Raw genomic sequence first — 25,294 nt, forward strand, 5'->3', positions numbered from 1 at the left:
GGCACTCCTCGACGTGATCGGCAGCTGGATTTGAAACTACGTGCAGGGGTCCGACAGAACCGCCTTCCCCTCGGTTCAGATGGATCCCTCCTGTGACCATACGGGCCGCCGGGACCGGGGGCGAGATAGTCGTGCACACCCGGTGTGGAGAAGCTCGGCAAACCTGTGGAAAACGCCGGTCGCGCGTGTGCACAGCCGGTGGACCACTCTGTGGACAAGCGAGTGTGGCGCAGGTCACAGGAGGGTCTGACCTGCGCAAACGTAAGTCACAAGGTGTGGAGCGGTGATAGTCGGGTGTGACTTTCGCCGATGGGGTTATCCACGGGCGTGTCGCAAGCGATCGCCGACTTATCGACAAATTCACCTCACTGGTCACAGGGGTATCGTCGCCCCGTGCGGATCTCCACGCTCGACCGTAGAATTCTGGCGATCACCGTCCCGGCGTTCGCCGCGCTGATCTGCGAGCCGCTGATGCTGATGGCCGACACCGCCATCGTGGGACACCTGGGACGTGCCGAGCTCGCCGCACTGGGAGCCGCCTCGACGGTCCTGTCGACCATCATCGGTCTGTGCGTCTTCCTGGCCTACGGCAGCACCGCGACGGTCGCCAGGCACCAGGGCGCCGGGGAGCCGCGCCGGGCGCTGGAAGCGGCCCTGGGAGGCGTCTGGCTGGCCCTGCTGATCGGTCTCGTGCTCGGCGCGGCGACAGCCGTCGCCGCGCGACCCATGGCCAGGGCGCTGTCCAGCTCGCCCGCGGTCGCGGACCTGACCACCGAGTACCTACGGATCGCCGCCGCGAGCATCCCGGCCGTGCTGCTCGTCCTGGCCGCGACCGGCGCCCTGCGCGGCGTCCTGGACCTGCGCACGCCACTGGTCGTGATGATCGCGGCCAACGTCCTGAACGTCGTGCTGACCGTCGCGCTGGTCTACGGCGCCGGGCTCGACCTGCGCGGAGCAGCCCTCGGTCTCGTGCTGGCCCAGTGGGCCGCCGCGCTGGCACTCGTGGCGCAGGTCCTGCGCCGCAGTCGTGAGACCGAGGCATCGCCACGGCTCCAGTGGGACGACGTCACCCGCGCCGCGCGCGACGGCGTTCCGCTGCTGCTGCGCACCCTGAGCCTGCGCGCCGTGCTGCTGCTGGCGACCCTCGTCGCGGCCGGGTTCGGCGACGCCTCGCTGGCGGCCCACCAGATCGCCACCACGCTCGTGATGTTCCTGGCGTTCGCACTCGACGCCTTCGCGATCGCGGCGCAGACGCTGACGGGCCACTCCCTCGGGGCCGGCGACGCCGAGGGCACCCGCCGGGTCACCCGGCGGGTCATCGGCTGGGGGCTCGGCTTCGGTGTCGTGGCCGGAGTCCTCCTGGCGGTGACCGCGCCCTGGGTCGCTCGCGCCTTCAGCCCCGACGCCGACGTGCGCGCGGCGGCGGTGCCCGCACTGCTGTTGGTGGCGCTCATCCAGCCGCTCTCGGGGATCGTGTTCGTGCTCGACGGGGTGCTGATCGGGGCCGGGGACGGCGTGTACCTGGCCTGGGCCAGCCTCGTCACCCTGCTGATCTACGCGCCGATCGCGCTGGTGATCCGGGCGACGGACGCCGGCTTCACCTGGCTGTGGGCCGCCTACGCGCTGTTCCAGGCCACGCGCTGGGTGACGCTGTGGCTGCGCCAGCGCAGCGACCGCTGGCTCGTCCTCGGTTCGACCTGAGAGGCGACCGGCCGGGAAACCGTCAGCGCCGCCAGTAGCCGGTGGCGTCGAGGCAGTCGCGCGGGACACCGCGGTCGTCGGCGAGGTGGCGGCGGATCTGGCGCACGGCGCCGGACTCGCCGGCGACCCAGCAGAAGGTGGGCACGTCGGACCAGGGCAGGTCGCGGATCGCGTCGGTCCAGGCCTCGGCGCCGTGAACCCAGCGGATCGTCATGCCCTCGTGGGACGGGAGGTCCTGGATCCCGGCCGGCGAGGCCACCTCGATGACGACCTCGGCGGTCATCGTGCCGGGCCACTCGTCGAGCAGTCGCGCGATGGCGGGCAGGGCCGTCTCGTCGCCGGCCAGCACGAGCCGGTCGATGCCGGTCGGCAGCAGCAGCGAGCGGGTGGGGCCGACGATCCAGGCCGGGTCGCCCGGCTGCGTGCGGCGGGCCCACCCCGCGGCGAACCCGCCCTCGTGCAGCACGAAGTCGAGGTCGAGCTCGCCATCGGCGAAGCGCCGCGGCGTGTAGTCCTTCGCGACCGGGCGACCGCCCGCGCCGCCCCACTCCAGCCGATCCGGGCCCTGCACCGGCAGCGGCGGCCGGTCGGTTCCCTCGAGCGGGACGAGCAGCTTCACGTGGTCGTCGAAGCCCTCGGACCGGAACGGCGCCGCGGTGCCGCCGGCGACGGGGAACGCCTCGAGCTGCTCACCGGCCAGCGTGACCCGCCGGGTCGTCTCCGAGACGTCGGCGACCCGGACGACGCGCAACTCGCGCAGGATCGTCGGCCAGCCCACCGCCTCGCGTCGGGTGCGGGCCATCAGTCAAGGTCCTCCGCGAAACCCACCCGCGTCCAGTCGAGGTCGGCCAGAGCGGCGGGACCGAAGTTGCGGACCTCGGGATCGACGGCCAGCACCTCGGGCACCACGGCCAGCGGCATGATCGACGCCTGGGCGCGCGTGACCTTGTCGACCTTCGCGATCGCCGCGGCGCGCTTCTTCTGGTCGAGCTGCTCGATCGCGGCGTCGAACGCCTTCGCGGTGGCCTTCGAGGACTTGCCGGTGAAGTTCAACGGGCTGTCGATCGGCGTGAAGAGGCGCTTGACCTCGCCCAGCCCGAACGGCTCGACCGACCAGGTGAACGTGGTCAGGTCGAAGTCGAGCGGGATGACGACCTTCTCGAAGAACGTGGCCCCGGGCACCTGCTTCACCTTGACCTGGACACCCACCTCGGCGAGATCCTTGGCGATGGTCCTGGCCCGCTCGACGGCGCCGGAACGGGTCTCGGGCACCGGGAGGGTCAGCGTCAGCGGACGGCCCTTGCGGCGGACCAGCCCCTTGCCGCCCTCACGCTTCCAGCCGGCCCGCGCCAGCAGCGCCGTGGCGCGGTCGACGTTGCGTGCCAGCGGCTTGGTCCGCGGGTCCCCGACCTGGCCGGGCAGGAGCACGACCGAGCTCATCGGGACCGTGGTGACGCCGTAGCGCTTGGAGGTGTCCTTGACCACTGCCGCGGAGTCGACGGCCAGCATCACGGCACGGCGCACGTCGGCATCGGCCAGCGGGCCGTTGCCGCCGTTGATCGTCAACTGCGACCACTCCGACCCGAGCGAGGCTCGCAGGTCCGTGTCGGCCAAAGCCTTGCGGTTGGCCGGCGTGACGGGCGCGGCCTCGAGCTCACCGGCGACGTGAGCGGCGGCCAGGACGTCGTCGGCGCCGATGCGCCAGACGATCGAGTCCAGCTTGGGCGGGGCGCCCCACCACCGGGGGTTGCGCTCGAGGGTGATCGTGCCGGTCTTGCGCTCGATCCCCGAGACGATGAACGGGCCGTTCGCGGAGGGCGCCTTGGCGGTGAGTCCGCGGTTGAACGTCTTGACGGAGCGCGTGTAGGCCTTCGGCAGCGTGGGGTAGACCGCCGCCGGCCAGTCGGCGGTCGGCTCGTCGAACACGACCTCGTAGGCGAAGTCCCCGTCAGCGCGGACCGTGTCGATCGCGTCGACGGCCGGGACGCGCGCTGCGGCGTAGTCGTCGTCCTGCATCGCGTCGACGAACGACACCATGTCGGCCGCGGTGATCGGCGTGCCGCCCTGCCACACGGCCTTGCGGTTGAGCTCGACCCGGACCGTCAGCGGCGAGCGGTCGACGATGTCGACGTCGGTGGCGTAGTCGGGGTCGACCGCCCACGAGCCGTCGTCCTTGACGCGGATCGCGCTGCCGAGGGTGGGCGCGAGGATCTGGGGCGCGGTGCTGGCGACGCCGTCGGTGTGCACCGGGTTGAAGGTGGCCGGGAACGAGGCGACGCCCATCCGCAGCGTGCCACCCTCGCGGACGTCGGCGTCATCGGCCGGATGCACGTCGGCCAGCGGCAGCGACGTGTCGGCGGAGGTCTTCGGGCTCTGCGAGCTCGCGGTCTTCTCGTCGGAGGAGTCATCGCCCCCACCGAAGCAGCCGGCGAGCAGCGTGCTCGCCAGCGCCACCACAGCAAAGCGCCGGGCCCCGCGTGAAGCGGGACCCGGCGTCTTGAGAATCACTTGGAGGCGACGACGTTCAGCTTGACGGTCGCGACGACCTCGGGGTGCACGCGCACGGAGACCGTGTGCGAGCCGAGGCTCTTGATGGGGTTGCCAACTTCGATGCGACGCTTGTCGACCTGCGCGCCGGCCTCGGCCAGCGCATCGGCGATGTCGGTGACGGTGACGGCGCCGAAGAGGCGACCGCCCTCGCCGGCCTGCGCCGAGACGTTGATCGCGGACGACTCGAGGTTGCCCTTGATCGACTTGGCGGTCTCGAGGTCGTGCACGGCGCGCGCATCGCGAGCAGCCTTGATCGACTCGACCTGGTTGGCAGCGCCCTTCGTCCAACGGATGGCGAAGTTGCGCGGCAGCAGGAAGTTACGGCCGTAGCCGTCCTTGACCTCGACGATGTCGCCGGGCTGGCCGAGGTTCGAGACCTCGTGCGTGAGGATGAGCTTCATCTGTTCGTTGCTCCTGACTCAGCGACCGCTGGACGTGTAGGGCAGCAGCGCCATCTCGCGCGCGTTCTTGATCGCCTTGGCGATCTGACGCTGCTCCTGGACGGACACGCCGGTGACGCGACGAGCGCGGATCTTGCCGCGGTCGGAGATGAACTTCCGCAGCAGTGCGGTGTCCTTGTAATCGATGGTGGTGACGCCGGCAGCCGCGAGCGGGTTGCTCTTCTTCTTCGGCTTCCGGACAACGGGCTTGGCCATGATGCTCCTGGAAAAATTCTTGCTACGTGTGATGGATCAGAAGGGGGGCTCGTCGGTCGAACCGCCGGCGCTGCTGCCGCCGCCGCCCCAGGGGTCGTTGCCCCCGGCAGGCGCCTGCGGCTGCGAGGGCTGGGCCCACGCGCTGGCGTTCGACTGCTGTCCAGCAGGCTGGCCGCCACCGAAACCACCGGCGTTGCCGCCGGAGTTCCCGCCGCCGAAGCCGCCGCCCTGACCGCCGCCACCCGACGTGCGGGTGACCTGTGCGGTGGCGTTGCGCAACGACGGGCCGACCTCGTCGACCGTCATCTCGACGCTCGTTCCCCGGCCGCCGTCCTGACGCTCGTACTCGCGGACCTTCAGGGCGCCAGTGACGATGACGCGGGTGCCCTTGGTCAGCGAGCCGGCGACGTTCTCGGCCAGCTGGCGCCAGGCCGAGCAGCGGATGAACAGCGTGTCGCCGTCCTTCCACTCGTTCGTCTGACGGTCGAACGTGCGCGCGGTGGACGCGACGGTGAAGTCGGCGACCGCGGCACCCGACGGCGTGAACCGCAGTTCGGGGTCGCGCGTCAGGTTGCCGACGAGGGTGATGGTGGTTTCGCCTGCCATGGGATCAGCCTTCTCTCGAGGTCTCGCGACGAGTCTGTCGGATTCAGGGGACGGAATGTCTCCGTCCACAGAATCACTTCACGTCGGGACGCGTGACCTTCGTACGGACGACGGACTCGTTCAGCGACAGCTGACGGTCCAGCTCCTTGACCGAGGCAGGCTCGGCGGACAGACCGATGACGGCGTAGATGCCCTCGGACTTCTTGTTGATCTCGTAGGCCAGGCGGCGCTTGCCCCACACATCGATGCCGTCGACGGAACCGCCGTCGGCGACGATCGTGTTGTTGAGGTAGGTCGAGAGGCTCTTCTCGACGGAACGCTCATCGACGTCCGCATCGAGGATGACCATGACTTCGTACTTGCGCAGTGACACTGCGGGTTCTCCTTTGGACTGGGCGGTGACGGGCTTTCCGTCACAGGAGGGTGTTGCCTCGAACGGCAACCTCACGAGTCTAGCAGTGGCCCGTCGTTGCCGACCAATCCTCGACCGGGCGGCCCCGGCTCACTCGCCGGTGATCGCCTTGAGCACGTCGAGCTTGGCGGCGCGGCGGGCCGGGACCACGGCCGCGAGCACGCCCACGAGCGCCGAGACCACGACGAACACCGCCAGCGAGCCGGCCGGGATGGCCAGGTCGCTGATGCCGTCGTTCTGGAACGACCGCTGCAGGGCGACGCCGAAGAGCAGCCCGGCCCCGATCCCCAGCACCGCGCCCAGGATCGCGATCGCCACCGACTCCAGACGCACCATGCGGCGCAACTGCGGGCGGGTCAGGCCGACCGCGCGCAGCAGGCCGATCTCGCGGGTGCGCTCGATGACGCTCAGGGCCAGCGTGTTGATGATGCCCAGCACGGCGATGACGATCGCCAGACCCAGCAGCGCGTAGATCAGGTAGAGCAGCGTGTTGACCTGCGAGCGCTGCGCCTCGGCGTAGCTCTCCTTGTCCTGCACGACGATCGTGGGGTTGTCGCCCACGGCCCGCTCGAGGTTGGCCCGCACCGTGCGCGTGCCGGTGCCGGGCGCGGCGTTGATCGCCAGCGAGGTGTCGCCACGCTTGATGCCCGCCGCCGCGACGGTCGTCAGCGGCACGACGGCCTGGTTGACGAGGTTGCTGTCGGCGTAGACGCCCGACACGGTCGCGTCGAACTCACCGGAGCCGAACGCCAGCTTCACCGCGTCGCCCGTCTTCCGGCCGAGCGACGCGGCCATCGACTCGCTCAGGGCGATCGTGTTCTCGCCGGTGGGCGCGGCGCCGTCGGCGAAGTCCAGCTTGAAGACCTTGGAGAACTGCTCAGCGTCGGTCGCCGAGGCGAAGACCTGTGTGCCGTCGGCCTTGAAGACGATCGACTGGGCCGGCGACGCGGCCGCGACCCCGGGGACCTCACTGATCTTCTGCGAGATCTCGGGCGAGAACGGCTGACCGCTGACGCTCTGGACGATGAAGTCGGCCGAGAACTCGCGCTCGACGCCCTTGTCGATGGACGTGTTGATCGAGGCGCCCAGGATCGACATCGTCGTGACCAGCGCCAGGCCGATCATCAGCGCGGAGGCGGTCGCGGCGGTGCGCCGCGGATTGCGCCGGGCGTTCTGCGCGGCCAGCTGGCCCACGGACTTGTAGATGGTCCGGTAGACGAGGCCGAACGCCGCCAGGACCGGCGACGCGATGATCGGGCTGCCCAGGGCGACCGCCATCAGCACGCCGAAGATGCCCACGCCGACCCAGATGATCGGGCGCGGGACGTCGAGCCACGAGCCGGCCGACATCGAGGCGGCTCCGGCCAGGCCGAACAGCAGGGCGATCGCGATCCGCCACCGCAGGGACGACTCGGGCATCGCGACCTCGTCGCGCATCGCCGCGACCGGGGGGACGCGGCCGGCGCGCCGGGCCGGGATCCACGCGGCAAGCATCGTCACGAGCACGCCGACGGCGTACGCCAGCACGATCGTGCGCGGCTCGAACACCAGCGACGTACCCGAGAGGTCCAGGCCGAACCGGCTGAACAGGGTCTTGAGCAGCATCGCCAGACCGAAGCCCATCCCCAGGCCCAGCGTCGAGCCGATGACGCCGATCACGAACGCCTCGGTCAGCACCGAGCGGCTGACCTGGGGACGCGATGCCCCCAGCGCGCGCAGCAACGCCAGCTCGCGGCTGCGCTGGGCCACGAGGATCGAGAACGTGTTGACGATCAGGAAGGTGCCGACCACCAGGGCGATGCCGGCGAAGACCAGCAGGAACGTGTTCAGGAACCCGAGCAGCTGGTCGAAGAGGTTCTTGGACTCCTCGGCGACCGCGTCGCCCGTGACTGCCTCGGTGCCGGCGGGGATCACCTTCGCGACCTGGTCGGCCACCTCGCGCTGCGTCGCGCCGGACGCGGCTTCGATCTGGATGATGCTGAAGGCGTCCTTGCCGTCGAGGAAGTACCTCTGGGCGCTGGCGTCGTCGAAGATCACGAGGGTCGCGCCGGCCAGCCCGCCGGAGGAGAAGTCGAAGATGCCCACGAGCTTGGTCTTGATGATGGGCGGCTCGCTGGGCAGCGCGATCTTGACGGTGTCGCCCAGGCGGTAGCCGGCCACCTCGGCCGAGCGAGCGTCGAGCGCGATCTCGCCGTCCTTGTCCGGGGCGCGACCCTGCTCCCACTGGAGCATCTGGTCGCCTGCGGCGTTGGGGATCGGGTTCTCACTGCCGGCGTTGAGCGCGATCGTGGGCGCACCCGTGCCGCCGAGCAGCCGGTTGTTCTTCTTGATGACGAACAGGCCGCCGCCGTTGACCGCGCCCTCGGCGCGCGCGACGCCCGGCAGCGCGGCGACCTCGTCGACGTACGAGGCCGGGATGGAGCGCGCCTCACGGTTGACGCTCATCGCGATGGCGTCGTCGTTGCCCGTCTCGGGCCGGACCGCGACGTCGGTGACCGTGCCGTAGGCGATCTGGTCGAAGCTCTCACCGATCGTGTCGGTGAACACCAGGGAACCGGACAGGAAGGCGATGCCCAGGACGATCGCGAAGGCGCTGAGGAACAGACGGACCTTGCGAGCTACGAGATTGCGCCAGGTGACTCTGCGCACGTCACACGCCGATCCGGCGCTGGACGACGCTCATGCGCTCGAGGACCTTCTCGGCCGTGGGGTTGCGCAGCTCGGACACGACCCGGCCGTCGGCCAGGTAGACGACCCGGTCGGTGTAGCTGGCCGCGCCGGGGTCGTGGGTGACCATGACGATCGTCTGGCCGAACTCGTCGACGCTGCGGCGCAGGAACGACAGCACCTCGGCGCCCGACGTCGAGTCGAGGTTGCCGGTGGGCTCGTCGGCGAAGACGATCGACGGCCGGCTCACCAGGGCGCGCGCGCACGCCACCCGCTGGGCCTGGCCGCCGGACATCTCGTTGGGGCGGTGCTTCAGGCGGTCGGCCAGGCCGACGGCCTCGATCACCTTGGCGTACCACGTCGGATCGGGCTTGCGGCCGGCGATGGACAGCGGCAGCAGGATGTTCTCCTCGGCCGTCAGCGTGGGCACGAGGTTGAACGCCTGGAAGACGAAGCCGATCTTCTCGCGGCGCATGACGGTCAGCGCCTTGTCGTCGAGCTTGGCCAACGTGGTCGGACCGATGGTCACGCGGCCGCCGTCGGGGGTGTCGAGCGCAGCCATGCAGTGCATGAGCGTGGACTTGCCCGATCCGGAGGGGCCCATGACCGCGGTGAACTCGCCTTCGTAGATCTCCAGGGAGACCCCGTCGAGCGCCCGGACCTGGGCATCACCCTTGCCGTACGTCTTCGTGAGCTCGTGCGCGTGCGCCGCGACGGTCTTTTCCATGGGCAGAGCCTAGGCGAACCAGCCACGTTTGCGGACCGAGTGTCACTGTGAGTTACACGATGTCAGCAGATCCGCCCCACAGATCGACCCTGGCGTCGGCGTCGCGACCGACCAGCTCGTCGATCCGATCGAGCTCCTCGGCGCTGAAGTCGGTGTTCTCCGCCGCCTTGATGTTCTCGTCCAGCTGCTCGGTGCGCGAGGCCCCGACCAGCGCCGAGGTGGCGGCGCCGGGCCGCAGGACCCACGAGAGCGCCAGTTGCGCCAAGGTCTGTCCACGCTCCCGGCCGATCTCGGCCAGGCCGCGCAGCCGCTCGCGGTTCAGGCCGACCAGCGAGTCGTCGAACGAGGACCGTCCGCCGGCTCGCTGCACCGGCTCGTCACCGAGATAGCGGTCGGTCAGCAGCCCCTGGGCCAGGGCGGTGAAGGCGATCGAGCCCATGCCGACGTCCTCGAGCGTGGCGAACAGCTCGTCCTCGACCCACCGGTTGACCATCGAGTAGGCGGGCTGGTGGATCACCAGCGGCGTCCCCAGGTCGGCGGCCACCTCGGCCGCGCGACGGGTGCGCTCGGCCGAGTACGACGAGATGCCGACGTAGAGCGCCTTGCCCTGGCGCACCGCGGTGTCCAGCGCGCCCACCGTCTCCTCGACGGGGGTGTCGGGATCGGCGCGGTGCGAGTAGAAGATGTCGACGTGGTCCAGGCTCATCCGCTGCAGTGAGGCGTCGAGGCTGGCCAGCAGGTACTTGCGCGACCCGAGGTAGCCGTACGGACCGGGCCACATGTCCCAGCCGGCCTTGGTCGAGATGATCAGCTCGTCGCGGTAGGGCGCGAAGTCGCCGCGCATCATCCGGCCGAAGTTCTCCTCGGCCGACCCCGGCGGCGGGCCGTAGTTGTTCGCCAGGTCGAAGTGCGTGATGCCCAGGTCGAAGGCGTGACGCAGCACCTCGCGCTGGGTGTCGAACGTGCGGTTGTCACCGAAGTTCCACCACAGCCCGAGGCTGATCGGCGGCAGCAGCAGCCCCGACCGGCCGACCCGGCGGTAGTCCAGGCCCTGGTAGCGGTCGGCGTCGGCCTGCCACGGGCGATGGGTCTCGTCGACGCGGTTGCGGGTCCAGTCGGTGCTCATGACTTCACGGTATGCCGCCGCGACGACGGCGGCACGACGCCCTCACATCAGGCGGGTGATCTCGACGTCGACGGTGGTGCTGACCTCGCCGTCGGTCGAGTAGATGCCGCGCAGGTTCGGGTTGTCGTCGAAGTCGCGCCCGCGCGACACGATGATGTGACGCTCTCCGGGAGCCTCGCCGTTGGTGACGTCCCAGCCGACCCAGCGGCCGTCCCACCACTCGAGCCACGCGTGCGGCTCGGCGGTGACGGGCACCTCGACCTGCGGCTCGGTCTCGGGATGGACGTATCCCGCGACGAAGCGCGCCGGGATCGAGGCGTGACGCAGGGCGCCGATCGCGACGTGGGTGATGTCGTGGGTGACGCCGCGGCCGGTGTCCCACGCCTCCTCGGCGGTGGCGCTGACGTGGGTGGCCCCGACGAGCCGCTTGATCCGGTCACGCAGCAGCGCGACCACCGCCTCGACGTAGGCACCCGGCGTCGCCGACTCGGCCCGGATCGCGTCCAGCTCGGGGATCAGCGAAGCGGAGGGCTGCACCTTGTCCTGCTGGTGCACGAACTCGCAGTACCGGTCGAGCGTGGACGGGTCGAGGTCGTCCCAGCCGATGGAGCGTCCGGGCTCGGCCGGATCGGCCGTGTCGACGATCGAGGTCGCCACGACCCGCAGCTCGTCGTGCGGGTCGGTGACCTCGAACGCGGTGACGGTGGCGCCCCAGTAGTCGCGGTACTCCTGCGACCACGCGGTCGGCGCGATCTCGAGCCGCGACCGGCGGACGTACTGGTCGGCCGTGGTCTGCGGGGTCAGCCGGGCCTCGCTGTACGACGCCCGGGTGGGCACGGAGTACGTGTAGCTCGTCGCGTGCCGGACGCGCATGCGCATGCTCATGCCGGAACCCCCGAGAAGACACGACGATACGGCGGCACCGGCATGGCGTACCCCTCGTTCACTCGCTGTCGCTCGCTCACAGAGACACCCTCCCGGTCCACATGTGCCAGTTCTCCTGGGCGAAGTAGCGCGCCGTGATGGCGTCGCTGGCCGCCGAGCAGGCGCGCTGCAGGCGCTCCATCTCGAACGGCATGGTCTCGAGCAGCTCGTTCAGCGGCCGGTACTCGATCTCGGTGCGGGCCCGGCCGAGCAGCCGCAGCGCCTCGTCGGAGAAGCCGGCGCGACGGCCGGCGACGTCCAGGCGCGTCAGCGCGCGCTCGGCCTCGCTCAGGCTCGACACGAGCGACCGCGGGAACCAGCGGTCCAGCAGCAGGTACTCGGCGGCGGCGCTGTCGCGCTCGATCCCGCGATACGTGCGCAGGAAGCTCTCGTAGCCGCCGCAGGCGCGCAGCGTGTTCTGCCACGCCACACCCGATCCACCAGCGCTGGCCGCCGTCGACAGCAGTCGCGCGGTCATGTCGGCCCGCTCGATGTTGCGGCCCAGCACGTAGAAGTACCAGCCCTGGTCGCGCGGCATCGAGTCGTCGGCGGAGCCCGAGATCATCGCGGTGCGGCGACGGACCCAGTTGAACATCTCGACCGGACGCATCGAGGTGGCCGCCGGCACGCCCTGCCAGGTGGTGTTGATGGCCGACCAGACATCGGTCGAGAGCGTCTCGCGGGCACTGCGGGCGGCCTCGCGCATCGAGCCGATGACCGCCGCGATGGACGTCGGGGACTTCTGGTCGTACGCCAGGTTGTCGAGCATCGACCAGCGGTTCGGCACGCCGTCGAAGTCCTCGATGCCCATGACCGCGAACAACTGCTCGCAGCTGGTGATCTCGTCGGTGGAGGGGTCCTCGACGAGCATCTGCATCTGGACGTCCAGCAGGCGGGCCGTGTCGTCGGCGCGCTCGAGGTAGCGGCCGATCCAGAACAGCGACTCACCGATCCGGCTGAGCATCAGGCCTCCCTGGAGGGCACGGGCACGGGTGCCATGGTCTGCGACTGGGACTGCGACTGCGACGAGGAGTGCGTCTCGAGGTCGTCGTCGACCTCCTCGATCGGCTCGGTCGGGCGGGCCAGCACCCAGGTGTCCTTCGAGCCGCCGCCGCGGCTGGAGTTCACGATCAGCTCGCCCTCGGGCAGCGCCACGCGGGTCAGGCCGCCGGGCAGCACCCAGACGTCGTCGCCGTCGTTGACCGCGAACGGCCGCAGGTCGACGTGCCGGGGGCGGATGCCGTCCTCGACCAAGGTGGGCACCGTCGACAGCGAGACCACCGGCTGGGCGATCCAGTCGCGCGGCGCGGCGATGACCTTGGCGCGCAGCTCGTCGAGCTCCTCGCGGGTGGCCGCCGGGCCGATCACGATGCCCTTGCCGCCCGAGCCGTCGACCGGCTTGAGCACGAGCTCGTCGAGGCGGTCCAGGACCTCCTCGCGCTGGTCGGCGTCGCCGCAGCGCCACGTGTCGACGTTGCGCAGGATCGGCTCCTCGTGCAGGTAGTAGCGGATCAGGTCGGGCACGTACGTGTAGAGCAGCTTGTCGTCGGCCACGCCGTTGCCGACCGCGTTGGCGATCGTGACGTTGCCCGCACGTGCCGCGTTGATGAGTCCGGGGACGCCCAGCGTGGAGTCGGCGCGGAACGCCAGTGGGTCGAGGAACTCGTCGTCGATCCGGCGATAGATCACGTGCACGGGGGCCAGGCCGTCGGTCGTGCGCATCATGACGCGGCCGCCGTGGCACACCAGGTCGCGGCCCTCGACCAGCTCGACGCCCATCGTGCGCGCCAGCAGGGTGTGCTCGAAGTAGGCCGAGTTGTAGACGCCCGGCGTCAGGACGACGACGGTCGGATCACTGACACCGGCAGGCGCCGCGGCGCGCAGTGCCGAGAGCAGCTGGCGCGAGTACCGGGCGACGGGACGGATGCGGTGGTGCGCGAAGACCTCGGGCAGGCCACCGGACATCGCGCGCCGGTTCGTCATGACGTAGGAGACGCCGGACGGCACGCGGGCGTTGTCCTCCAGCACCCGGAAGTCGCCGTTGCCGTCGCGGATCAGGTCGATGCCCGCGACGTGGATCCGGACCCCGTTCGCGGGATCGATGCCCGCGACGACGCGGTGGTAGTGGCTCGAGGTGACGACCGTCTTGCGCGGCACGACGCCGTCGCGGAACAGCTCTCCGGCGCCGTACGCGTCCGCCAGGAACGCCTCGAGCGCCTTGACGCGCTGCTTGACGCCGGCCTCCACCTCGTCCCAAGCGTCGGCCTCGATGATGCGCGGCACGATGTCGAGCGGGAACGGTCGCTCCTCGCCGGCGACGCCGAAGGTGATGCCCTGCTCGAGGTAGGACGATGCGAGACCCTCCGCGCGTTGGCGCACCTCCTCGGGCGGCATCTTGCCGAAAGCCGCGTGCACGGCGGTGTAGAGGTCGCGCAGGCCCGACTCGCCGTACATCTCGTCGTAGCCCGCGACAGGTCCGTATCCCTCGAAGAGTTGCGCCTGTGTCACGGGACCACCCTAGAGGCGTTTTGCTTCGCGCACGTTTCGGCGTTCAGCGGTGCGGAAAATGGCCTCTCCCGGCTACGATTCGTACCGGAAAGGGGCGCGCCCATGACCGCAGGTGACGTCTTGGTGCTCAACGCGAGCTACGAACCACTGCAGCGCGTGTCCCTGCGCCACGCCATCAAGATGCTCGTGCGCGAGGTGGCGGTCATCGAGGAGTCCCACGACGAGACCTTCGGCCCGTTTCCACGACCCAAGGTGCTGCGCCTGGTGCGGTACGTCGTCACGCGGTGGATGCACCGGCGCGCGCACCTGTGCACCAAGACCGCGATCAAGGCCCGCGACAAGGCGTGCGCCTACTGCGGCGGCTCGGCCGAGACGGTCGACCACATCGTGCCCCGCTCGCGCGGCGGTGAGCTGACCTGGGAGAACGCGGTCGCGGCGTGCCTGCGCTGCAACCACAAGAAGGGCAACCGCACCCCGACCGAGGCGGGGATGGCTCTGCTCATCACCCCCGCGCGGCCGACAGCGTTCGTCGCCTGACCTCCTCGCGCCCTCGGCGCGCGAGATGTGTGGCTTTCCGTACCTCATTCGTCCCCAGAAGGTGCGCACCGCTACAGATCTCGCGGACGGGACGTCCGTCAGAGGCCGACGGACTCGTAGATGTCGTCGAGCTCGTCGAGGTAGGCGCCCTCGTCCTGGCCGGCGCGCTCGTAGGCGGCCATGGCCTTGACGCGGATCATCTCGGCGACCTCCTCGTAGCGGGCGTTCCACTTCTCGGCCTCGATCTGCCAGTAGCCGCACGTGTAGAAGGCGGCCTGCGGCCAGCCCAGCCCGCGGCGCAGGTGCTTGCGCACGGCGCGGCTGGCGCGGGCCTCGCCGGCGAGCCAGACGTAGTGCCCGGACCAGTCGGCGGGCAGGTCGCGTCCGGTGACGGCGGCCTCGAGCGCGTTCGGGATCAGGTGCTCGTCGTCGACGACCTCCCAGCGCGCGTGCACGTCGGCGGCCGACGGCAGCGGCACCTGGTCGGCGGCGTCGCCGACGACGACGTGCACCTCGGCGACGACGCCGGGGTCGAGCTCGCGCAGGATCCGCGCGAGCGCCGGGACGCCGGTGATGTCGCAGACGAGGAGCTGGTGGCGGGCGTCCGCTGCCGGGCGATAGAGGCCGTGCGGCTCGAGGACGCCCACGCGGTCGCCCGGCTCGCAGGTGCGGGCCCAGTCCGAGCCGGCCCCCTGCTCGTGCAGGGCGATGTCGACGTCGACCCGGACGTCGCCGTCGACGACCCGGTGGTCCGAGATCGTGTAGACCCGCGGCACGAGCGGCTCGACGCCCTCGGGGTACGTGTAGGACCAGTCCTCGTTGATCGTCGGCAGCGCGATCTTCGCGCCGGGGTGCGACGGCAGCAGCAGGCGGACGTACTCGTCGGGGATTCCGGTGGACTGCCAGCCCTCGAGTCCGCCCAACGTGATCGACACGAGGTGCGGGGTCAGCTGGCGGCGACCGAGGACGGTCGCGGCAAAGGTCTTCACGGGTTCCCCTTCGTTGGACGGGCGCGCACCGGTCCGGCCGCGCCCCACCGGTGAACTACCCGGTTAGGTCAGGCTAACAACACCTGTTGGATAGCCTCAAGACGTGACCATCCGCGTTCGTCCGATCTCCCCCGAGGACCACCTGACCTTCATCGCCTCCCGCGGGACGGCCAGCTTCCTGCAGACCCCCGCATGGGCGGCGGTCAAGAGCGAGTGGCGTGGCGAGTCGTTGGGGTGGTTCGACGGTGATGAGATGGTCGGCGCCGGGCTGGTCCTGTACCGCCAGGTGCCCAAGCTCAAGCGCTACCTGGCCTACCTGCCCGAAGGCCCGGTCCTGGACTGGAGCGGCGACGTCGCCCCCGCCCTCGAGGCGATGCGCGACCACCTCCGCACGCAGGGCGCGTTCGGCATCCGCATGGGACCCCCGGTCGTCACCCGCCGCTGGGAGGCCGCCACCTTGAAGGCCGCCCTCGCCGACGAGGTCCTCACCCGGCTCGGCGACGTCCCGGCCGACTACCGCGACGAGTCCGCGATCGCCCTGGCCGGCACCCTGCGCTCGCTGGGCTGGAAGGAGCAGTCCGCCGAGGGCGGCTTCACGGCAGGCCAGCCGAAGTACAACTTCCAGATCCCGCTGGCCGGCCGCACCGAGGAGGACGTCCTCGCCGGCATGAACCAGCAATGGCGCCGCAACATCCGCAAGGCCGCGAAGCAGGGGGTCGAGGTCACCGAGGGCGGCCGCGACGACCTGGTCGACTTCCACCGCGTCTACGTCGAGACCGCCGAGCGCGACCACTTCACGCCGCGACCGCTGTCGTACTTCCAGACCATGTGGGACGCCATGACCGCCGAGGACCCGCAGCGACTGCGGCTGTACCTCGGCCGCCACGAGGGCGACCTGGTGGCCGCCACGACGCTCGTCCAGGTCGGCACGCACGCCTGGTACTCCTACGGCGCCTCCACCACCGCCAAGCGCGAGGTGCGCGGCTCGAACGCCGTGCAGTGGCAGATGATCCGCGACTCGCTGGCCGCCGGCGCCGAGGTCTACGACCTGCGCGGCATCACCGACACCATCGACTCCGACGACCCGCACGTCGGCCTGCTGCAGTTCAAGGTGGGCACCGGCGGCGAGGCCGTGGAGTACCTCGGCGAGTGGGATCTGCCGATCAACCGGCCGCTCTACACCGCGTTCACGGCCTACATGAAGCGCCGCGGCTGACCCACCGGCCCACCTGCCGGACACCGCCGGAGGCGGACGCCCCCGGGAGCGCGATGATGGACCCATGGCGTTCGACCTGCAGATCCGCGCCGCCGACTGGCGGGCCCACCTCGTCGCGACCCGCGACGCCCATCCCGCGATCGTGCCGGTCATCAAGGGCAACGGCTACGGCCTCGGCCGCCAGCGCCTCGCCGGCGAGGCGTTCCGTCTCGGCGCCGACATGATCTCGGTCGGCACGTACGAGGAGGCGGCCGAGCTGCTCGGCGCCTTCACCGGCGACGTCCAGGTGCTGACGCCCTGGCGACCGTTCTCGCCGCGCGTCGCGGACGGCCGGCTGATCCACACCGTCAGCCGCATCGAGGACATCGCACCGCTCGCGGCCCAGCTGCCGGGCGCGCGGATCGTCGTCGAGGGACTCACCTCCATGGCGCGCCACGGCATGGACCGCCACAGCATCACCGAGGCGGCTCGCTCGATCGCCGAGGCCGGCCTGGTCGTCGAGGGATTCGCGATCCACCTGCCGATGGCGGGGGCGAACCTGCCCGAGGCGCGCACCTGGTGCGCGATCCTCGAGACCTCGGCCCTCGCGACCACCACGGTCTTCTGCTCGCACCTGACCGTCTCCGAGCTCGAGCAGCTGCGCACCGAGCGCCCGAACCTCACGATCCGGCCGCGGGTCGGCACCGCGCTGTGGCTGGGCCGCCTCGACACGCTCGAGGTCCGCTCGACCGTCCTGGACGTCCACACGGTGCAGCGCGGCGAGCGGGTCGGCTACCGCCAGGGCCGCGTGCCCCGCGACGGCCACGTCCTCGTGGTCGCGGGCGGCACGAGCCACGGGATCGGCCTGGAGGCCCCCCGTGCCGTCGCCGGCGTCGCCGGCCGCGGCAAGGCCGTCGCGAAGGGCGGACTCGCTGCCGCCGGCCTCGCGCTGTCGCCGTTCACGATCGCCGGCAAGCAGCGCTGGTTCGTCGAGCCGCCGCACATGCAGGCCAGCATGATCCTGCTGCCCGAGGGCGTCCCGGTGCCCGCCGTCGGCGACCGCCTTCCCGCGGCCGTGCGGTACACGATCGCGCAGTTCGACGCCATCACCGAGGTCTGAGCCCGGACACGAAGCGGCCCCGGCGATCTGTGATCGCCGGGGCCGGTCTGCTCAGTTGCGGCCGCCGGTGCCTCCGCCGGCGCCTCCGCCGGTGGCCGCAGGGCCGGGCGGCGTGGCGGGCGGCGTGGTGGCCGGGGGTCCCGAGGGCTCCGGCTCCGGCTCGGGAGCCGGGGTCGTGGGCGCGGGAGTCGTCGGTTCGGGAGCAGGCGTCGTCCGCTTCGGCGTCGGCTTGGTCGGCTTCGGCGTCGGCTTCGTCTCCTTCTTCTTCTCGCCTCCGCCGTTGCCGGGGTTGGTGTAGACCGCCGTGCCCTTGTCGGCCTTGATGTTGGCGCGCTGGGGGAACGTGCCGCACTCGGAGCCCTCCAGGGCGCGGTTCATGTAGGCCTGGAACGTCAGGGCCGGGTACGTGCCGCCGAAGAACGGGTTGAGGTAGCCCTCGAGCTCCTCGTTGCCCTTGCCGCGGTTGTACATGACCGCCGTGGCCAGCTTCGGCGTCGCGCCGACGAACCAGGAGGAGGACACGCGGTCCTCGCCGTCCTTGCCGTCGTTGGCCGTGGCGGTTCCGGTCTTGCCGGCCGTGGGGCAGAACGTCCGGGCCTTGGTGCCCGAGCCGCCTCGGACCACGGTCTGCAGCGCCGCGAGCGTGTCGGCCGCGACGTCCTTGTCGATCGTCTGGGTCGTCGCCACGTCGTGCTTGAACACGCGCGCTCCGCGCGTGTCGTCGACGTGGTCGATGACGTACCAGTCGGCGCGCTTGCCGTCGGCCGCCAGCGTCGCGTACGCGTTGGCCATGTCGATCGGGGCGACCGGGGCGTAGCCCAGCGAGACACCGATCACCGGGTTGATCTTGTCGACGGTCGACTCGGGGATGCCGGCCTCACGGGCCGCCTTGAGGATCTTCTCCGGGCCGTTCTCCATCTGGTCGGTCAGGTCGACGAACGCGGTGTTGACCGAGAACTCCGTCGCCGTCTCGAGGTTGATGAAGCCGTAGGACTTGCCGCCGCTGTCGCCCTGGTTCTGGATCTCGGCGTCACCGACCTTCAGCGGCGCGTTGCCGTTGAGGCGGGTCTGCAGGCTGTAGCCGTTCTCGAGCGCCGCGACGACCGCGAAGGCCTTGAACGTCGAGCCCGGCTGCGTGGGCAGCGTCGCCCAGTTCAGCTGACTCTTGAGGTAGTCCGGACCGCCGTACAGCGCGCGGACCGCGCCCGTGCCGGGCTGGACCGACGCCACGGCGGTGTTGAGCTCGTCGAGACCGTCGGGACGGACCTGCTTGACCGCCTCGACGGCGTCCTTCTGCATGTTCTTGTCGAAGGTCGTCACGACCCGCAGGCCGCCACCCTCGATCTCGGAGTCGAGGAAGCCGCCCTCGGAGCTCATCTGCTTGCGGACCAGCTCGAGCAGGTGACCCTTCGGGCCCTCGAAGCGCTGGTTGGCGCGCTGCTTCTTGAACTTGGGGAACTTGCCCTTGTGCGCCGCGGCCTCCTCGGCCGTGATGGAGCCGCGCTTGACCATGCCGTCGAGCACGTAGTTGAAGCGCGGCAGGACACGGTCGCGGGCGCCCTCGGCGTACGGGTCGAAGTACGAGGGGTTGTTGATGACGGTCGCCAGGAACGCGGCCTGGCCGATGTTGAGCTTCGCGGCCGGCTTGCCGAAGTACGTGCGCGAGGCCACCTCGACGCCGTAGGAGCCGTTGCCGTAGTAGATCGTGTTGAGGTAGCCCTCGAGGATCTCCTGCTTGGTCAGCTGGTTGTGGATCTTGACCGAGAGGATGGCCTCCTTCACCTTGCGGCTGTAGGAGCGCTCCTGGTTCAGGTAGAGGATCTTGACGTACTGCTGGGTGATCGTGGAGCCGCCGCCGGTGATCGACCCGCTGGTGGCGTTGTTGCGCGCCGCGCGGACGATGCCGCGCAGGTCGATGCCGCGGTTCTCCCAGAACGTCCGGTCCTCGGCCGCCACGACGGCGTCGCGCATGACCTCGGGGATCTCGTCGTACGTCAGGCTCTCGCGGTTCTGCGTCGCGAAGCTGCCGATCTTCGTCTTGCCGTCGGAGTAGTAGACGTTGGTCGTCTCGGTCTGGAAGTCCGCGTTGGGGTCGGGGATCTTGATCGTCGCGTAGAGCACCGCGAAGACCAGGGCTCCCGCGATCAATCCGGCGACCATCAGGAACAGCAGCCAGCGCAGGACCCGCACCGGCAGCGAACCGGTGCCACCGATCCTGCGGGAGACTCGGCCGAGCACTCCCTGCTTGTTCTTCGCGCGCGTTTTCGCCACGAATCGGCCCCTTTCGGACGACGACTTCAACGATCCAGTCTGACGGGTGTTCCTGAGAACCGGCTGACCGCATGGGGCGGGGTCCCGAAATCCCGCTACTCGATGTATCGTACCGATATAGCCGTTCGTGACATCGAATGGAACGAACCGGGGGGAGGCGGCGGCGATGGCCCGACGTGGCGCAGCGCTGGAGTTGGCCGTTCTCGGCCTGCTCGCCGACTCGCCGATGCATGGATATGAACTGCGCAAGCAGGTCAATCACCTGCTCGGCTGGACCCGCCTGCTGTCCTACGGGACGCTCTACCCCTGTCTCAAGCAACTGACGCGTGCCGGCTACATCGCCGCCGACACCGAGACGACCGCGCGCGGCAAGCGCCCGCGGATCGTGTACCGGCTCACGGCCGAGGGCAAGGAGTACTTCAGCTCCCTGCTCGAGGACGGTGGCCCGTCGGCTTGGGACGACGAGAATTTCGGGGTGCGGTTCGCCTTGTTCGCGCGCACCAGCTCTCCCACCCGGGTCCGGATCCTCGAAGGACGCCGGTCCCGCCTGGAAGAGCGACTCGAGAACGTCCGATCGGCCGCGGTCAACCACCGCGAACGCATGGACGCCTACACCCGCGAGCTCCAGCGCCATGGCCTGGAGTCCGTGGAGCGCGAGATCAACTGGCTGACCGAGTTGATCGACCGTGAGCGCGCCGACGCATTCACGGAGTACGAAGAAATCAGCACGACAGACAAGGAAAAGTGAGGGCTCCATGAGTTCCGAGAACAAGGTCCGCGTGGCCATCGTCGGCGTTGGCAACTGCGCCACGTCCCTGATCCAGGGCGTCGAGTACTACAAGGACGCCGACCCGACGGCCGACGTCCCCGGGCTCATGCACGTCGCCCTCGGCGGCTACCACGTCAACAGCGTCGAGTTCGTCGCCGCCTTCGACGTCGACGCCAAGAAGGTCGGCTTCGACCTGGCCGAGGCGACCCTGGCCAGCGAGAACAACACCATCAAGATCACGGACGTCCCGCCCACCGGCGTGACCGTCCAGCGTGGTCCGACGCTCGATGGCCTCGGCAAGTACTACCGCGAGACGATCGAGGAGTCCGACGCCGAGCCGGTCGACGTGGTCCAGGTCCTCAAGGACACCCAGGCCGACGTGCTGGTCTCGTACCTGCCCGTGGGCTCGGAGGAGGCCGACAAGTTCTACGCGCAGTGCGCCATCGACGCGAAGGTCGCCTTCGTCAACGCGCTGCCCGTCTTCATCGCCTCGGACCCCGAGTGGGCCCAGAAGTTCGAGGACGCCGGCGTCCCGATCATCGGCGACGACATCAAGAGCCAGGTCGGCGCGACCATCACGCACCGCGTCATGGCCAAGCTGTTCGAGGACCGGGGCGTCGCCCTGGACCGCACGTACCAGCTGAACGTCGGCGGCAACATGGACTTCAAGAACATGCTCGAGCGTGAGCGTCTGGAGTCCAAGAAGGTCAGCAAGACGCAGGCCGTCACGTCGAACCTGCACGGCTCGCTGTCGGGCAAGGTCCACGACAAGAACGTCCACATCGGTCCGTCGGACTACGTGGCGTGGCTCGACGACCGCAAGTGGGCCTACGTCCGCCTCGAGGGTCGCGCCTTCGGTGACGCCCCCCTGAACCTGGAGTACAAGCTCGAGGTCTGGGACTCGCCGAACTCGGCCGGCATCATCATCGACGCCATCCGCGCGGCGAAGATCGCCAAGGACCGCGGCGTCGCGGGTCCGCTGCTGTCGGCTTCGTCCTACCTGATGAAGTCCCCGCCGGAGCAGCGCCCCGACGACGAGGGCCGCGCCAGCCTCGAGGCCTTCATCGACGGCACCCTGGAGCGCTGAGCACCAGCACCCACGAGAGACGCACCGGACCGCAAGGTTCGGTGCGTCTCTCTTTGCGTCCAGCCGTCTCGAGATTTGCTCCGATCTCGACCTTTCAATGCCGCTGAAAGGTCAGATGAGGAGCAAATCTCGGGTCAGTGGCGGCGGAGGCGCTTGGCTCCCGAGACCAGGGCCACGACGACCGCGCCGACCACGAGGCCCAGCAGGGCCGAGGCGGCGGTGTTGCCGATCCACTCGAAGGCGCCGTCGGCGAAGGGCATGACGTCGGCGATCCAGTGCTCGAGGTCGTGGACCCAGCCGTAGAGGGTGTGCCAGCCGAGGTCGTCGGTGCCCACCAGCAGGATGTGGCCGCCGACCCACAGCATCGCCGCGATGCCGATGACCGAGAGGGCCGCCAGGACCTTCGGCATCGCCTTCACCAGCAGCTTGCCGGTGCGCTGGGCGAGGGTGGACGTGCGCTCGGCCAGGCCCACGCCGACGTCGTCCATGCGCACGATCAGGGCCACGACGCCGTAGACGAGCGCCGTGATGCCCAGCGCGACGATGACCAGGATGATCGCGCGCGACCAGAACGACTCGTCGGCGACCTCGTTGAGCGAGATCACCATGATCTCGGTCGACAGGATGAAGTCGGTCGTGATGGCGCTCTTGACGACCTGGTCCTCGGCCTCGGGCCCATGGGCGCTCGCCGGCTCCTCGACCTTCTCGTGGTGCGGGTGCAGCACGTGCCAGATCTTCTCGGCGCCCTCGAAGCACAGGTAGGCGCCGCCGAGCATCAGCAGCGGCGTCAGCACCCACGGCAGGAACTGGCTCAGCACCAGCAGCGCGGGCAGGATGAACAGCAGCTTGTTGCGCAGCGACCCCTTCGCGATCCGCGCGATGATGCTCAGCTCACGCTTGGGGTCGACGCCGTGGACGTAGCGCGGCGTGACCGCCGCGTCGTCGACCACGACGCCCGCAGCCTTCACGCTTGCCTTGCCGGCACCCGCCGCGACATCGTCGATGGACGCCGCAGCGATCCGCGCCAGTGCCGCCACGTCGTCGAGCAGTGCGACAAGTCCTCCAGCCATGCGCTCAGCGTACGGCCGCAGGTTCCACCCCACCGCCCGGACGGTCGTGGCGTCGTCGACCAGCACGCTCGCGGGCACCGACGCGGATAGGGTGCTGCCATGGTCATGGGCTTCGGCATCGACATCGGCGGGACCGGCACGAAGGGCGCTCCGGTCGATCTCGACGCGGGCAAGCTCGTGGGCGAGCGCTTCCGCATCCCCACCCCGCAACCGGCGACCCCCCAGGCCGTCGCGGAGGTGGCCGCGCAGATCGTCGCGCACTTCCCCGACACCGAGGAGGTCCCCCGCATCGGCGTCGCCATCCCGGCGGTCGTGCAGCGCGGCGTGGCCCGGTCGGCGGCCAACATCGACACGTCCTGGATCGACACCGACGTCGACGCGCTCTTCACCGAGGTCCTCGGTCGCGAGGTCCACGTCGTCAACGACGCCGACGCCGCGGGCGTCGCCGAGAACGACCACGGCGCCGCGCGCAAGGAGGAGGGCCTGGTCTGCGTGATCACCCTCGGGACCGGGATCGGCTCGGCGCTGATCAGCGGCGGCACCCTCGTCCCGAACACCGAGTTCGGTCACCTCGAGGTCGCCGGTCACCCCAACGCCGAGAAGTGGTGCGCCACGAGCGCCCGCGAGCGCGAGGACCTGACCTGGCAGGAGTGGGCCGAGCGGCTGCAGGTGTACTTCAGCCACCTCGAGCGGATCCTGTCGCCCGACCTCTTCGTGGTGGGCGGCGGCGTCAGCAAGAACAGCGAGAAGTTCCTGCCGCTGCTGGACCTGCGCACCCCCATCGTGGCGGCGAAGCACCGCAACAACGCCGGGATCATCGGCGCCGCGGCGCTCGGCGCGCGCGGCTGAGAACGGCCCCGGCTCAGCCCTGCAGCAGGGCCCGGACGCTCATCTCCATGATGCGGCGGCACCGATCGGCGGGATAGCCGTGGTCGTCGAACATCAGTGACCAGAGGTTCCAGCTGGTGGCGGCGGTCAGCGAGTCGATCAGCACCTCGGGCGACGCCGAGGCGGCCAGCTCGGGAGCGAACGTCTTCTTGACGTCCGAGCGCACCCGGGCGATGTGCCCGTGGCGACTGGCGCGCAGCGCCTCGTAGTCGGGCTCGCCCAGCACCGCGGCCCGTGCGGCCGGAGCGATGTTGACCAGTCGCCGCTCGCGCTCGGCGCAGAACCGCAGGATGCGGTCCTCCAGCGGCGCCCCCGGCTCGATCTCGGTGCGCAGCTCGTCGTCGGCCCGGAACCAGTACTCGACGGTGGCGCCCAGCAGGCTCTCCATGTCGCGGAAGTTCGACCACAGGGTCCGCCGCGACACCCCCGCCCGCTCGGCGATCAGCGCGGCCGTGGGCTTGAGCACTCCCTCGCGCAGGAGATCGGCGTGCGCCTGCACGATCAGCGCCCGCGTGCGCTCGCTGCGCTGCATGCGCCCGTCGGTCTGTCGGTATTCCATCTCTCCCACCGCTCCATCGTGGCCGAGAGGAGGCGAGTTCCAACTTTCGACACACCGAGTGTAAATATGTAGTGACTTGGCTCACAACGTATGTGAGGATGTCGTCACCTTCGCACGAGGGGCTGCTGTCGATCAGAGGGAGTGAAGGTTGCTGACGGTCAAGAACCTGGAAGTCGTCTACAACGACGTCATCCTGGTCCTGCGCGGCGTGAGCATGACGGTGCCGGAGGGCCAGATCGTGGCTCTCCTGGGCGCCAACGGCGCCGGCAAGACGACGTTGCTGCGAGCGCTCTCGGGCCTGCTCGACATCCACGACGGCGCGATCACCAAGGGCGAGGTGCGCCTGCGCGACACCCCCATCCAGGGATTCGACGCCCCCAAGATCGTGGCGGCCGGTCTGGGCCAGGTGCTCGAGGGCCGCCGCGTGTTCAGCGAGTTCACCGTCGAGGAGAACCTGCGCGTCGGCGGCCACACCCGCCGCGGCGGCCTCGCCGAGGGGATCGAGGAGGTCTACGAGCTCTTCCCCGTCCTCAAGGAGCGGCGCAAGAACACCGCCGGCTACCTCTCCGGCGGTGAGCAGCAGATGCTCGCCATGGGTCGCGCCCTGGTGGCCCAGCCGGAGATCCTGCTGCTCGACGAGCCCAGCCTGGGCCTCGCCCCGCGGATCGTCGCGCAGATCAAGGACATCATCGTCCAGATCAACGAGCGCGGGACCACCGTGCTGCTGGTCGAGCAGAACGCCACGATGGCGCTCTCGATCGCCCAGCACGGCTACGTCATGGAGCACGGCAAGATCGTGATGGACCGCCCCGCCGCCGAGCTGCTCGACGACGAGGACATCCGGGACTTCTACCTGGGCCGTGGCGACCTCGCCACCAGCTACCGCGACATCAAGCACTACAAGCGGCGAAAGCGCTGGCTTTCGTGACCGC

At 70.0% G+C, this 25,294-nt stretch carries 24 protein-coding genes; 8 read left to right on the forward strand and 16 right to left on the reverse strand.

Translation table 11 applies throughout. The features are described 5' to 3' along the window. Positions 1 to 393 precede the first annotated feature (393 nt). Positions 394 to 1,701, forward strand: coding sequence for an MATE family efflux transporter (locus NP095_RS15005; protein WP_232418323.1), 1,308 nt, complete (start codon positions 394 to 396; stop codon positions 1,699 to 1,701). Positions 1,702 to 1,723: 22 nt separating this feature from the next. On the opposite strand, the gene NP095_RS15010 is transcribed toward NP095_RS15005, so the two are convergent. From NP095_RS15010 to NP095_RS15065, 12 genes are all read right to left on the reverse strand, one after another. After that, positions 1,724 to 2,503 (reverse strand): siderophore-interacting protein, encoded by a 780-nt coding sequence (locus NP095_RS15010; protein ID WP_232418321.1) that lies wholly within the window; start codon positions 2,501 to 2,503, stop codon positions 1,724 to 1,726. Next, positions 2,503 to 4,155 carry an ABC transporter substrate-binding protein gene (locus NP095_RS15015; protein ID WP_232418319.1) on the reverse strand — a complete coding sequence of 551 codons (1,653 nt, stop codon included), beginning with the start codon at positions 4,153 to 4,155 and terminating at the stop codon, positions 2,503 to 2,505. The genes NP095_RS15010 and NP095_RS15015 overlap by 1 nt, the downstream gene beginning before the upstream one ends. A 50-nt stretch (positions 4,156 to 4,205) precedes the next feature. Then, the gene (gene rplI, locus NP095_RS15020) at positions 4,206 to 4,652 is read right to left on the reverse strand and encodes a 50S ribosomal protein L9 (protein WP_232418317.1); all 447 of its coding nucleotides are present in this window, start codon (positions 4,650 to 4,652) and stop codon (positions 4,206 to 4,208) included. An 18-nt stretch (positions 4,653 to 4,670) separates the two neighbouring features. Next, the gene (gene rpsR / locus NP095_RS15025) at positions 4,671 to 4,907 is read right to left on the reverse strand and encodes a 30S ribosomal protein S18 (protein WP_067861076.1); all 237 of its coding nucleotides are present in this window, start codon (positions 4,905 to 4,907) and stop codon (positions 4,671 to 4,673) included. A 36-nt stretch (positions 4,908 to 4,943) separates the two neighbouring features. Continuing rightward, the gene (locus tag NP095_RS15030) at positions 4,944 to 5,513 is read right to left on the reverse strand and encodes a single-stranded DNA-binding protein (RefSeq protein ID WP_232418315.1); all 570 of its coding nucleotides are present in this window, start codon (positions 5,511 to 5,513) and stop codon (positions 4,944 to 4,946) included. Between the two features lie 73 nt (positions 5,514 to 5,586). Then, a complete protein-coding gene (gene rpsF, locus NP095_RS15035; RefSeq protein ID WP_232418579.1) occupies positions 5,587 to 5,880 on the reverse strand; it encodes a 30S ribosomal protein S6 in 294 nt (97 codons plus the stop codon). Between the two features lie 135 nt (positions 5,881 to 6,015). Further along, entirely contained in the window at positions 6,016 to 8,574 is a 2,559-nt protein-coding gene (locus NP095_RS15040; RefSeq protein WP_232418313.1) for an ABC transporter permease, read from the reverse strand. 1 nt (position 8,575) lies between these two features. Beyond that, the gene (locus tag NP095_RS15045; RefSeq protein WP_232418312.1) at positions 8,576 to 9,319 is read right to left on the reverse strand and encodes an ABC transporter ATP-binding protein; all 744 of its coding nucleotides are present in this window, start codon (positions 9,317 to 9,319) and stop codon (positions 8,576 to 8,578) included. Between the two features lie 52 nt (positions 9,320 to 9,371). Beyond that, positions 9,372 to 10,445 carry an L-glyceraldehyde 3-phosphate reductase gene (gene mgrA, locus NP095_RS15050; protein ID WP_232418311.1) on the reverse strand — a complete coding sequence of 358 codons (1,074 nt, stop codon included), beginning with the start codon at positions 10,443 to 10,445 and terminating at the stop codon, positions 9,372 to 9,374. Between the two features lie 42 nt (positions 10,446 to 10,487). Further along, positions 10,488 to 11,330: a transglutaminase family protein gene (locus NP095_RS15055; RefSeq protein WP_232418309.1), complete on the reverse strand. Its 843-nt coding sequence runs from the start codon at positions 11,328 to 11,330 to the stop codon at positions 10,488 to 10,490. Positions 11,331 to 11,406: 76 nt separating this feature from the next. After that, entirely contained in the window at positions 11,407 to 12,333 is a 927-nt protein-coding gene (locus NP095_RS15060; protein ID WP_232418307.1) for an alpha-E domain-containing protein, read from the reverse strand. Further along, on the reverse strand, positions 12,333 to 13,877 hold the full coding sequence (locus tag NP095_RS15065) for a circularly permuted type 2 ATP-grasp protein (RefSeq protein WP_232418306.1): 1,545 nt from the start codon (positions 13,875 to 13,877) through the stop codon (positions 12,333 to 12,335). The genes NP095_RS15060 and NP095_RS15065 overlap by 1 nt, the downstream gene beginning before the upstream one ends. 102 nt (positions 13,878 to 13,979) lie before the next feature. Between NP095_RS15065 and NP095_RS15070 the strand changes: the two genes are divergently transcribed. After that, positions 13,980 to 14,414 carry an HNH endonuclease gene (locus tag NP095_RS15070; protein WP_232418304.1) on the forward strand — a complete coding sequence of 145 codons (435 nt, stop codon included), beginning with the start codon at positions 13,980 to 13,982 and terminating at the stop codon, positions 14,412 to 14,414. Between the two features lie 98 nt (positions 14,415 to 14,512). Here NP095_RS15070 and NP095_RS15075 read toward each other — a convergent pair whose 3' ends face one another. Beyond that, positions 14,513 to 15,403, reverse strand: coding sequence for a siderophore-interacting protein (locus NP095_RS15075; protein ID WP_232418303.1), 891 nt, complete (start codon positions 15,401 to 15,403; stop codon positions 14,513 to 14,515). Positions 15,404 to 15,506: 103 nt separating this feature from the next. Between NP095_RS15075 and NP095_RS15080 the strand changes: the two genes are divergently transcribed. Together NP095_RS15080 and NP095_RS15085 are read left to right on the forward strand one after the other, a co-directional pair. Then, positions 15,507 to 16,619, forward strand: coding sequence for a lipid II:glycine glycyltransferase FemX (locus tag NP095_RS15080; RefSeq protein ID WP_232418302.1), 1,113 nt, complete (start codon positions 15,507 to 15,509; stop codon positions 16,617 to 16,619). Positions 16,620 to 16,683: 64 nt separating this feature from the next. After that, positions 16,684 to 17,718 (forward strand): alanine racemase, encoded by a 1,035-nt coding sequence (locus NP095_RS15085; protein WP_232418301.1) that lies wholly within the window; start codon positions 16,684 to 16,686, stop codon positions 17,716 to 17,718. Between the two features lie 51 nt (positions 17,719 to 17,769). Here the strand turns inward: NP095_RS15085 and NP095_RS15090 are convergent, their stop codons facing one another. Further along, positions 17,770 to 19,989 carry a transglycosylase domain-containing protein gene (locus tag NP095_RS15090; protein WP_232418300.1) on the reverse strand — a complete coding sequence of 740 codons (2,220 nt, stop codon included), beginning with the start codon at positions 19,987 to 19,989 and terminating at the stop codon, positions 17,770 to 17,772. A 166-nt stretch (positions 19,990 to 20,155) separates the two neighbouring features. Here NP095_RS15090 and NP095_RS15095 point away from each other — a divergent pair, with 166 nt between their 5' ends. Together NP095_RS15095 and NP095_RS15100 are read left to right on the forward strand one after the other, a co-directional pair. Then, complete coding sequence (locus NP095_RS15095) at positions 20,156 to 20,737, forward strand: PadR family transcriptional regulator (RefSeq protein ID WP_154597298.1); 582 nt, start codon at positions 20,156 to 20,158, stop codon at positions 20,735 to 20,737. Between the two features lie 7 nt (positions 20,738 to 20,744). Beyond that, positions 20,745 to 21,845, forward strand: a complete 1,101-nt coding sequence (locus NP095_RS15100; RefSeq protein WP_154597297.1) for an inositol-3-phosphate synthase — start codon at positions 20,745 to 20,747, stop codon at positions 21,843 to 21,845. A gap of 134 nt (positions 21,846 to 21,979) precedes the next feature. Here the strand turns inward: NP095_RS15100 and NP095_RS15105 are convergent, their stop codons facing one another. Beyond that, the gene (locus NP095_RS15105) at positions 21,980 to 22,915 is read right to left on the reverse strand and encodes a DUF808 domain-containing protein (protein ID WP_232418299.1); all 936 of its coding nucleotides are present in this window, start codon (positions 22,913 to 22,915) and stop codon (positions 21,980 to 21,982) included. Positions 22,916 to 23,014: 99 nt separating this feature from the next. On the opposite strand from NP095_RS15105, the gene ppgK reads away from it, so the two are divergent. Further along, complete coding sequence (ppgK, locus tag NP095_RS15110; protein WP_232418297.1) at positions 23,015 to 23,764, forward strand: polyphosphate--glucose phosphotransferase; 750 nt, start codon at positions 23,015 to 23,017, stop codon at positions 23,762 to 23,764. 13 nt (positions 23,765 to 23,777) lie between these two features. Here ppgK and NP095_RS15115 read toward each other — a convergent pair whose 3' ends face one another. Continuing rightward, complete coding sequence (locus NP095_RS15115; RefSeq protein ID WP_318532783.1) at positions 23,778 to 24,371, reverse strand: TetR/AcrR family transcriptional regulator; 594 nt, start codon at positions 24,369 to 24,371, stop codon at positions 23,778 to 23,780. A 139-nt stretch (positions 24,372 to 24,510) separates the two neighbouring features. Here NP095_RS15115 and NP095_RS15120 point away from each other — a divergent pair, with 139 nt between their 5' ends. After that, the gene (locus NP095_RS15120; protein WP_232418296.1) at positions 24,511 to 25,290 is read left to right on the forward strand and encodes an ABC transporter ATP-binding protein; all 780 of its coding nucleotides are present in this window, start codon (positions 24,511 to 24,513) and stop codon (positions 25,288 to 25,290) included. The last annotated feature ends 4 nt before the right edge of the window (positions 25,291 to 25,294 follow it).

The sequence above is a fragment of the Aeromicrobium duanguangcaii genome (assembly GCF_024508295.1).
In the GTDB taxonomy this organism is placed as follows: domain Bacteria; phylum Actinomycetota; class Actinomycetes; order Propionibacteriales; family Nocardioidaceae; genus Aeromicrobium; species Aeromicrobium duanguangcaii.

Coding starts and splice junctions, on each gene's coding strand:
- NP095_RS15010 (WP_232418321.1), bottom strand. CDS start 2,503: ATGGCCCGCACCCGACGCGAGGCGGTGGGCTGGCCGACGATCCTGCGC.
- rplI (WP_232418317.1), bottom strand. CDS start 4,652: ATGAAGCTCATCCTCACGCACGAGGTCTCGAACCTCGGCCAGCCCGGC.
- rpsR (WP_067861076.1), bottom strand. CDS start 4,907: ATGGCCAAGCCCGTTGTCCGGAAGCCGAAGAAGAAGAGCAACCCGCTC.
- NP095_RS15030 (WP_232418315.1), bottom strand. CDS start 5,513: ATGGCAGGCGAAACCACCATCACCCTCGTCGGCAACCTGACGCGCGAC.
- NP095_RS15045 (WP_232418312.1), bottom strand. CDS start 9,319: ATGGAAAAGACCGTCGCGGCGCACGCGCACGAGCTCACGAAGACGTAC.
- mgrA (WP_232418311.1), bottom strand. CDS start 10,445: ATGAGCACCGACTGGACCCGCAACCGCGTCGACGAGACCCATCGCCCG.
- NP095_RS15055 (WP_232418309.1), bottom strand. CDS start 11,330: ATGAGCATGCGCATGCGCGTCCGGCACGCGACGAGCTACACGTACTCC.
- NP095_RS15060 (WP_232418307.1), bottom strand. CDS start 12,333: ATGCTCAGCCGGATCGGTGAGTCGCTGTTCTGGATCGGCCGCTACCTC.
- NP095_RS15070 (WP_232418304.1), top strand. CDS start 13,980: ATGACCGCAGGTGACGTCTTGGTGCTCAACGCGAGCTACGAACCACTG.
- NP095_RS15085 (WP_232418301.1), top strand. CDS start 16,684: ATGGCGTTCGACCTGCAGATCCGCGCCGCCGACTGGCGGGCCCACCTC.
- NP095_RS15095 (WP_154597298.1), top strand. CDS start 20,156: ATGGCCCGACGTGGCGCAGCGCTGGAGTTGGCCGTTCTCGGCCTGCTC.
- NP095_RS15100 (WP_154597297.1), top strand. CDS start 20,745: ATGAGTTCCGAGAACAAGGTCCGCGTGGCCATCGTCGGCGTTGGCAAC.
- NP095_RS15105 (WP_232418299.1), bottom strand. CDS start 22,915: ATGGCTGGAGGACTTGTCGCACTGCTCGACGACGTGGCGGCACTGGCG.
- ppgK (WP_232418297.1), top strand. CDS start 23,015: ATGGTCATGGGCTTCGGCATCGACATCGGCGGGACCGGCACGAAGGGC.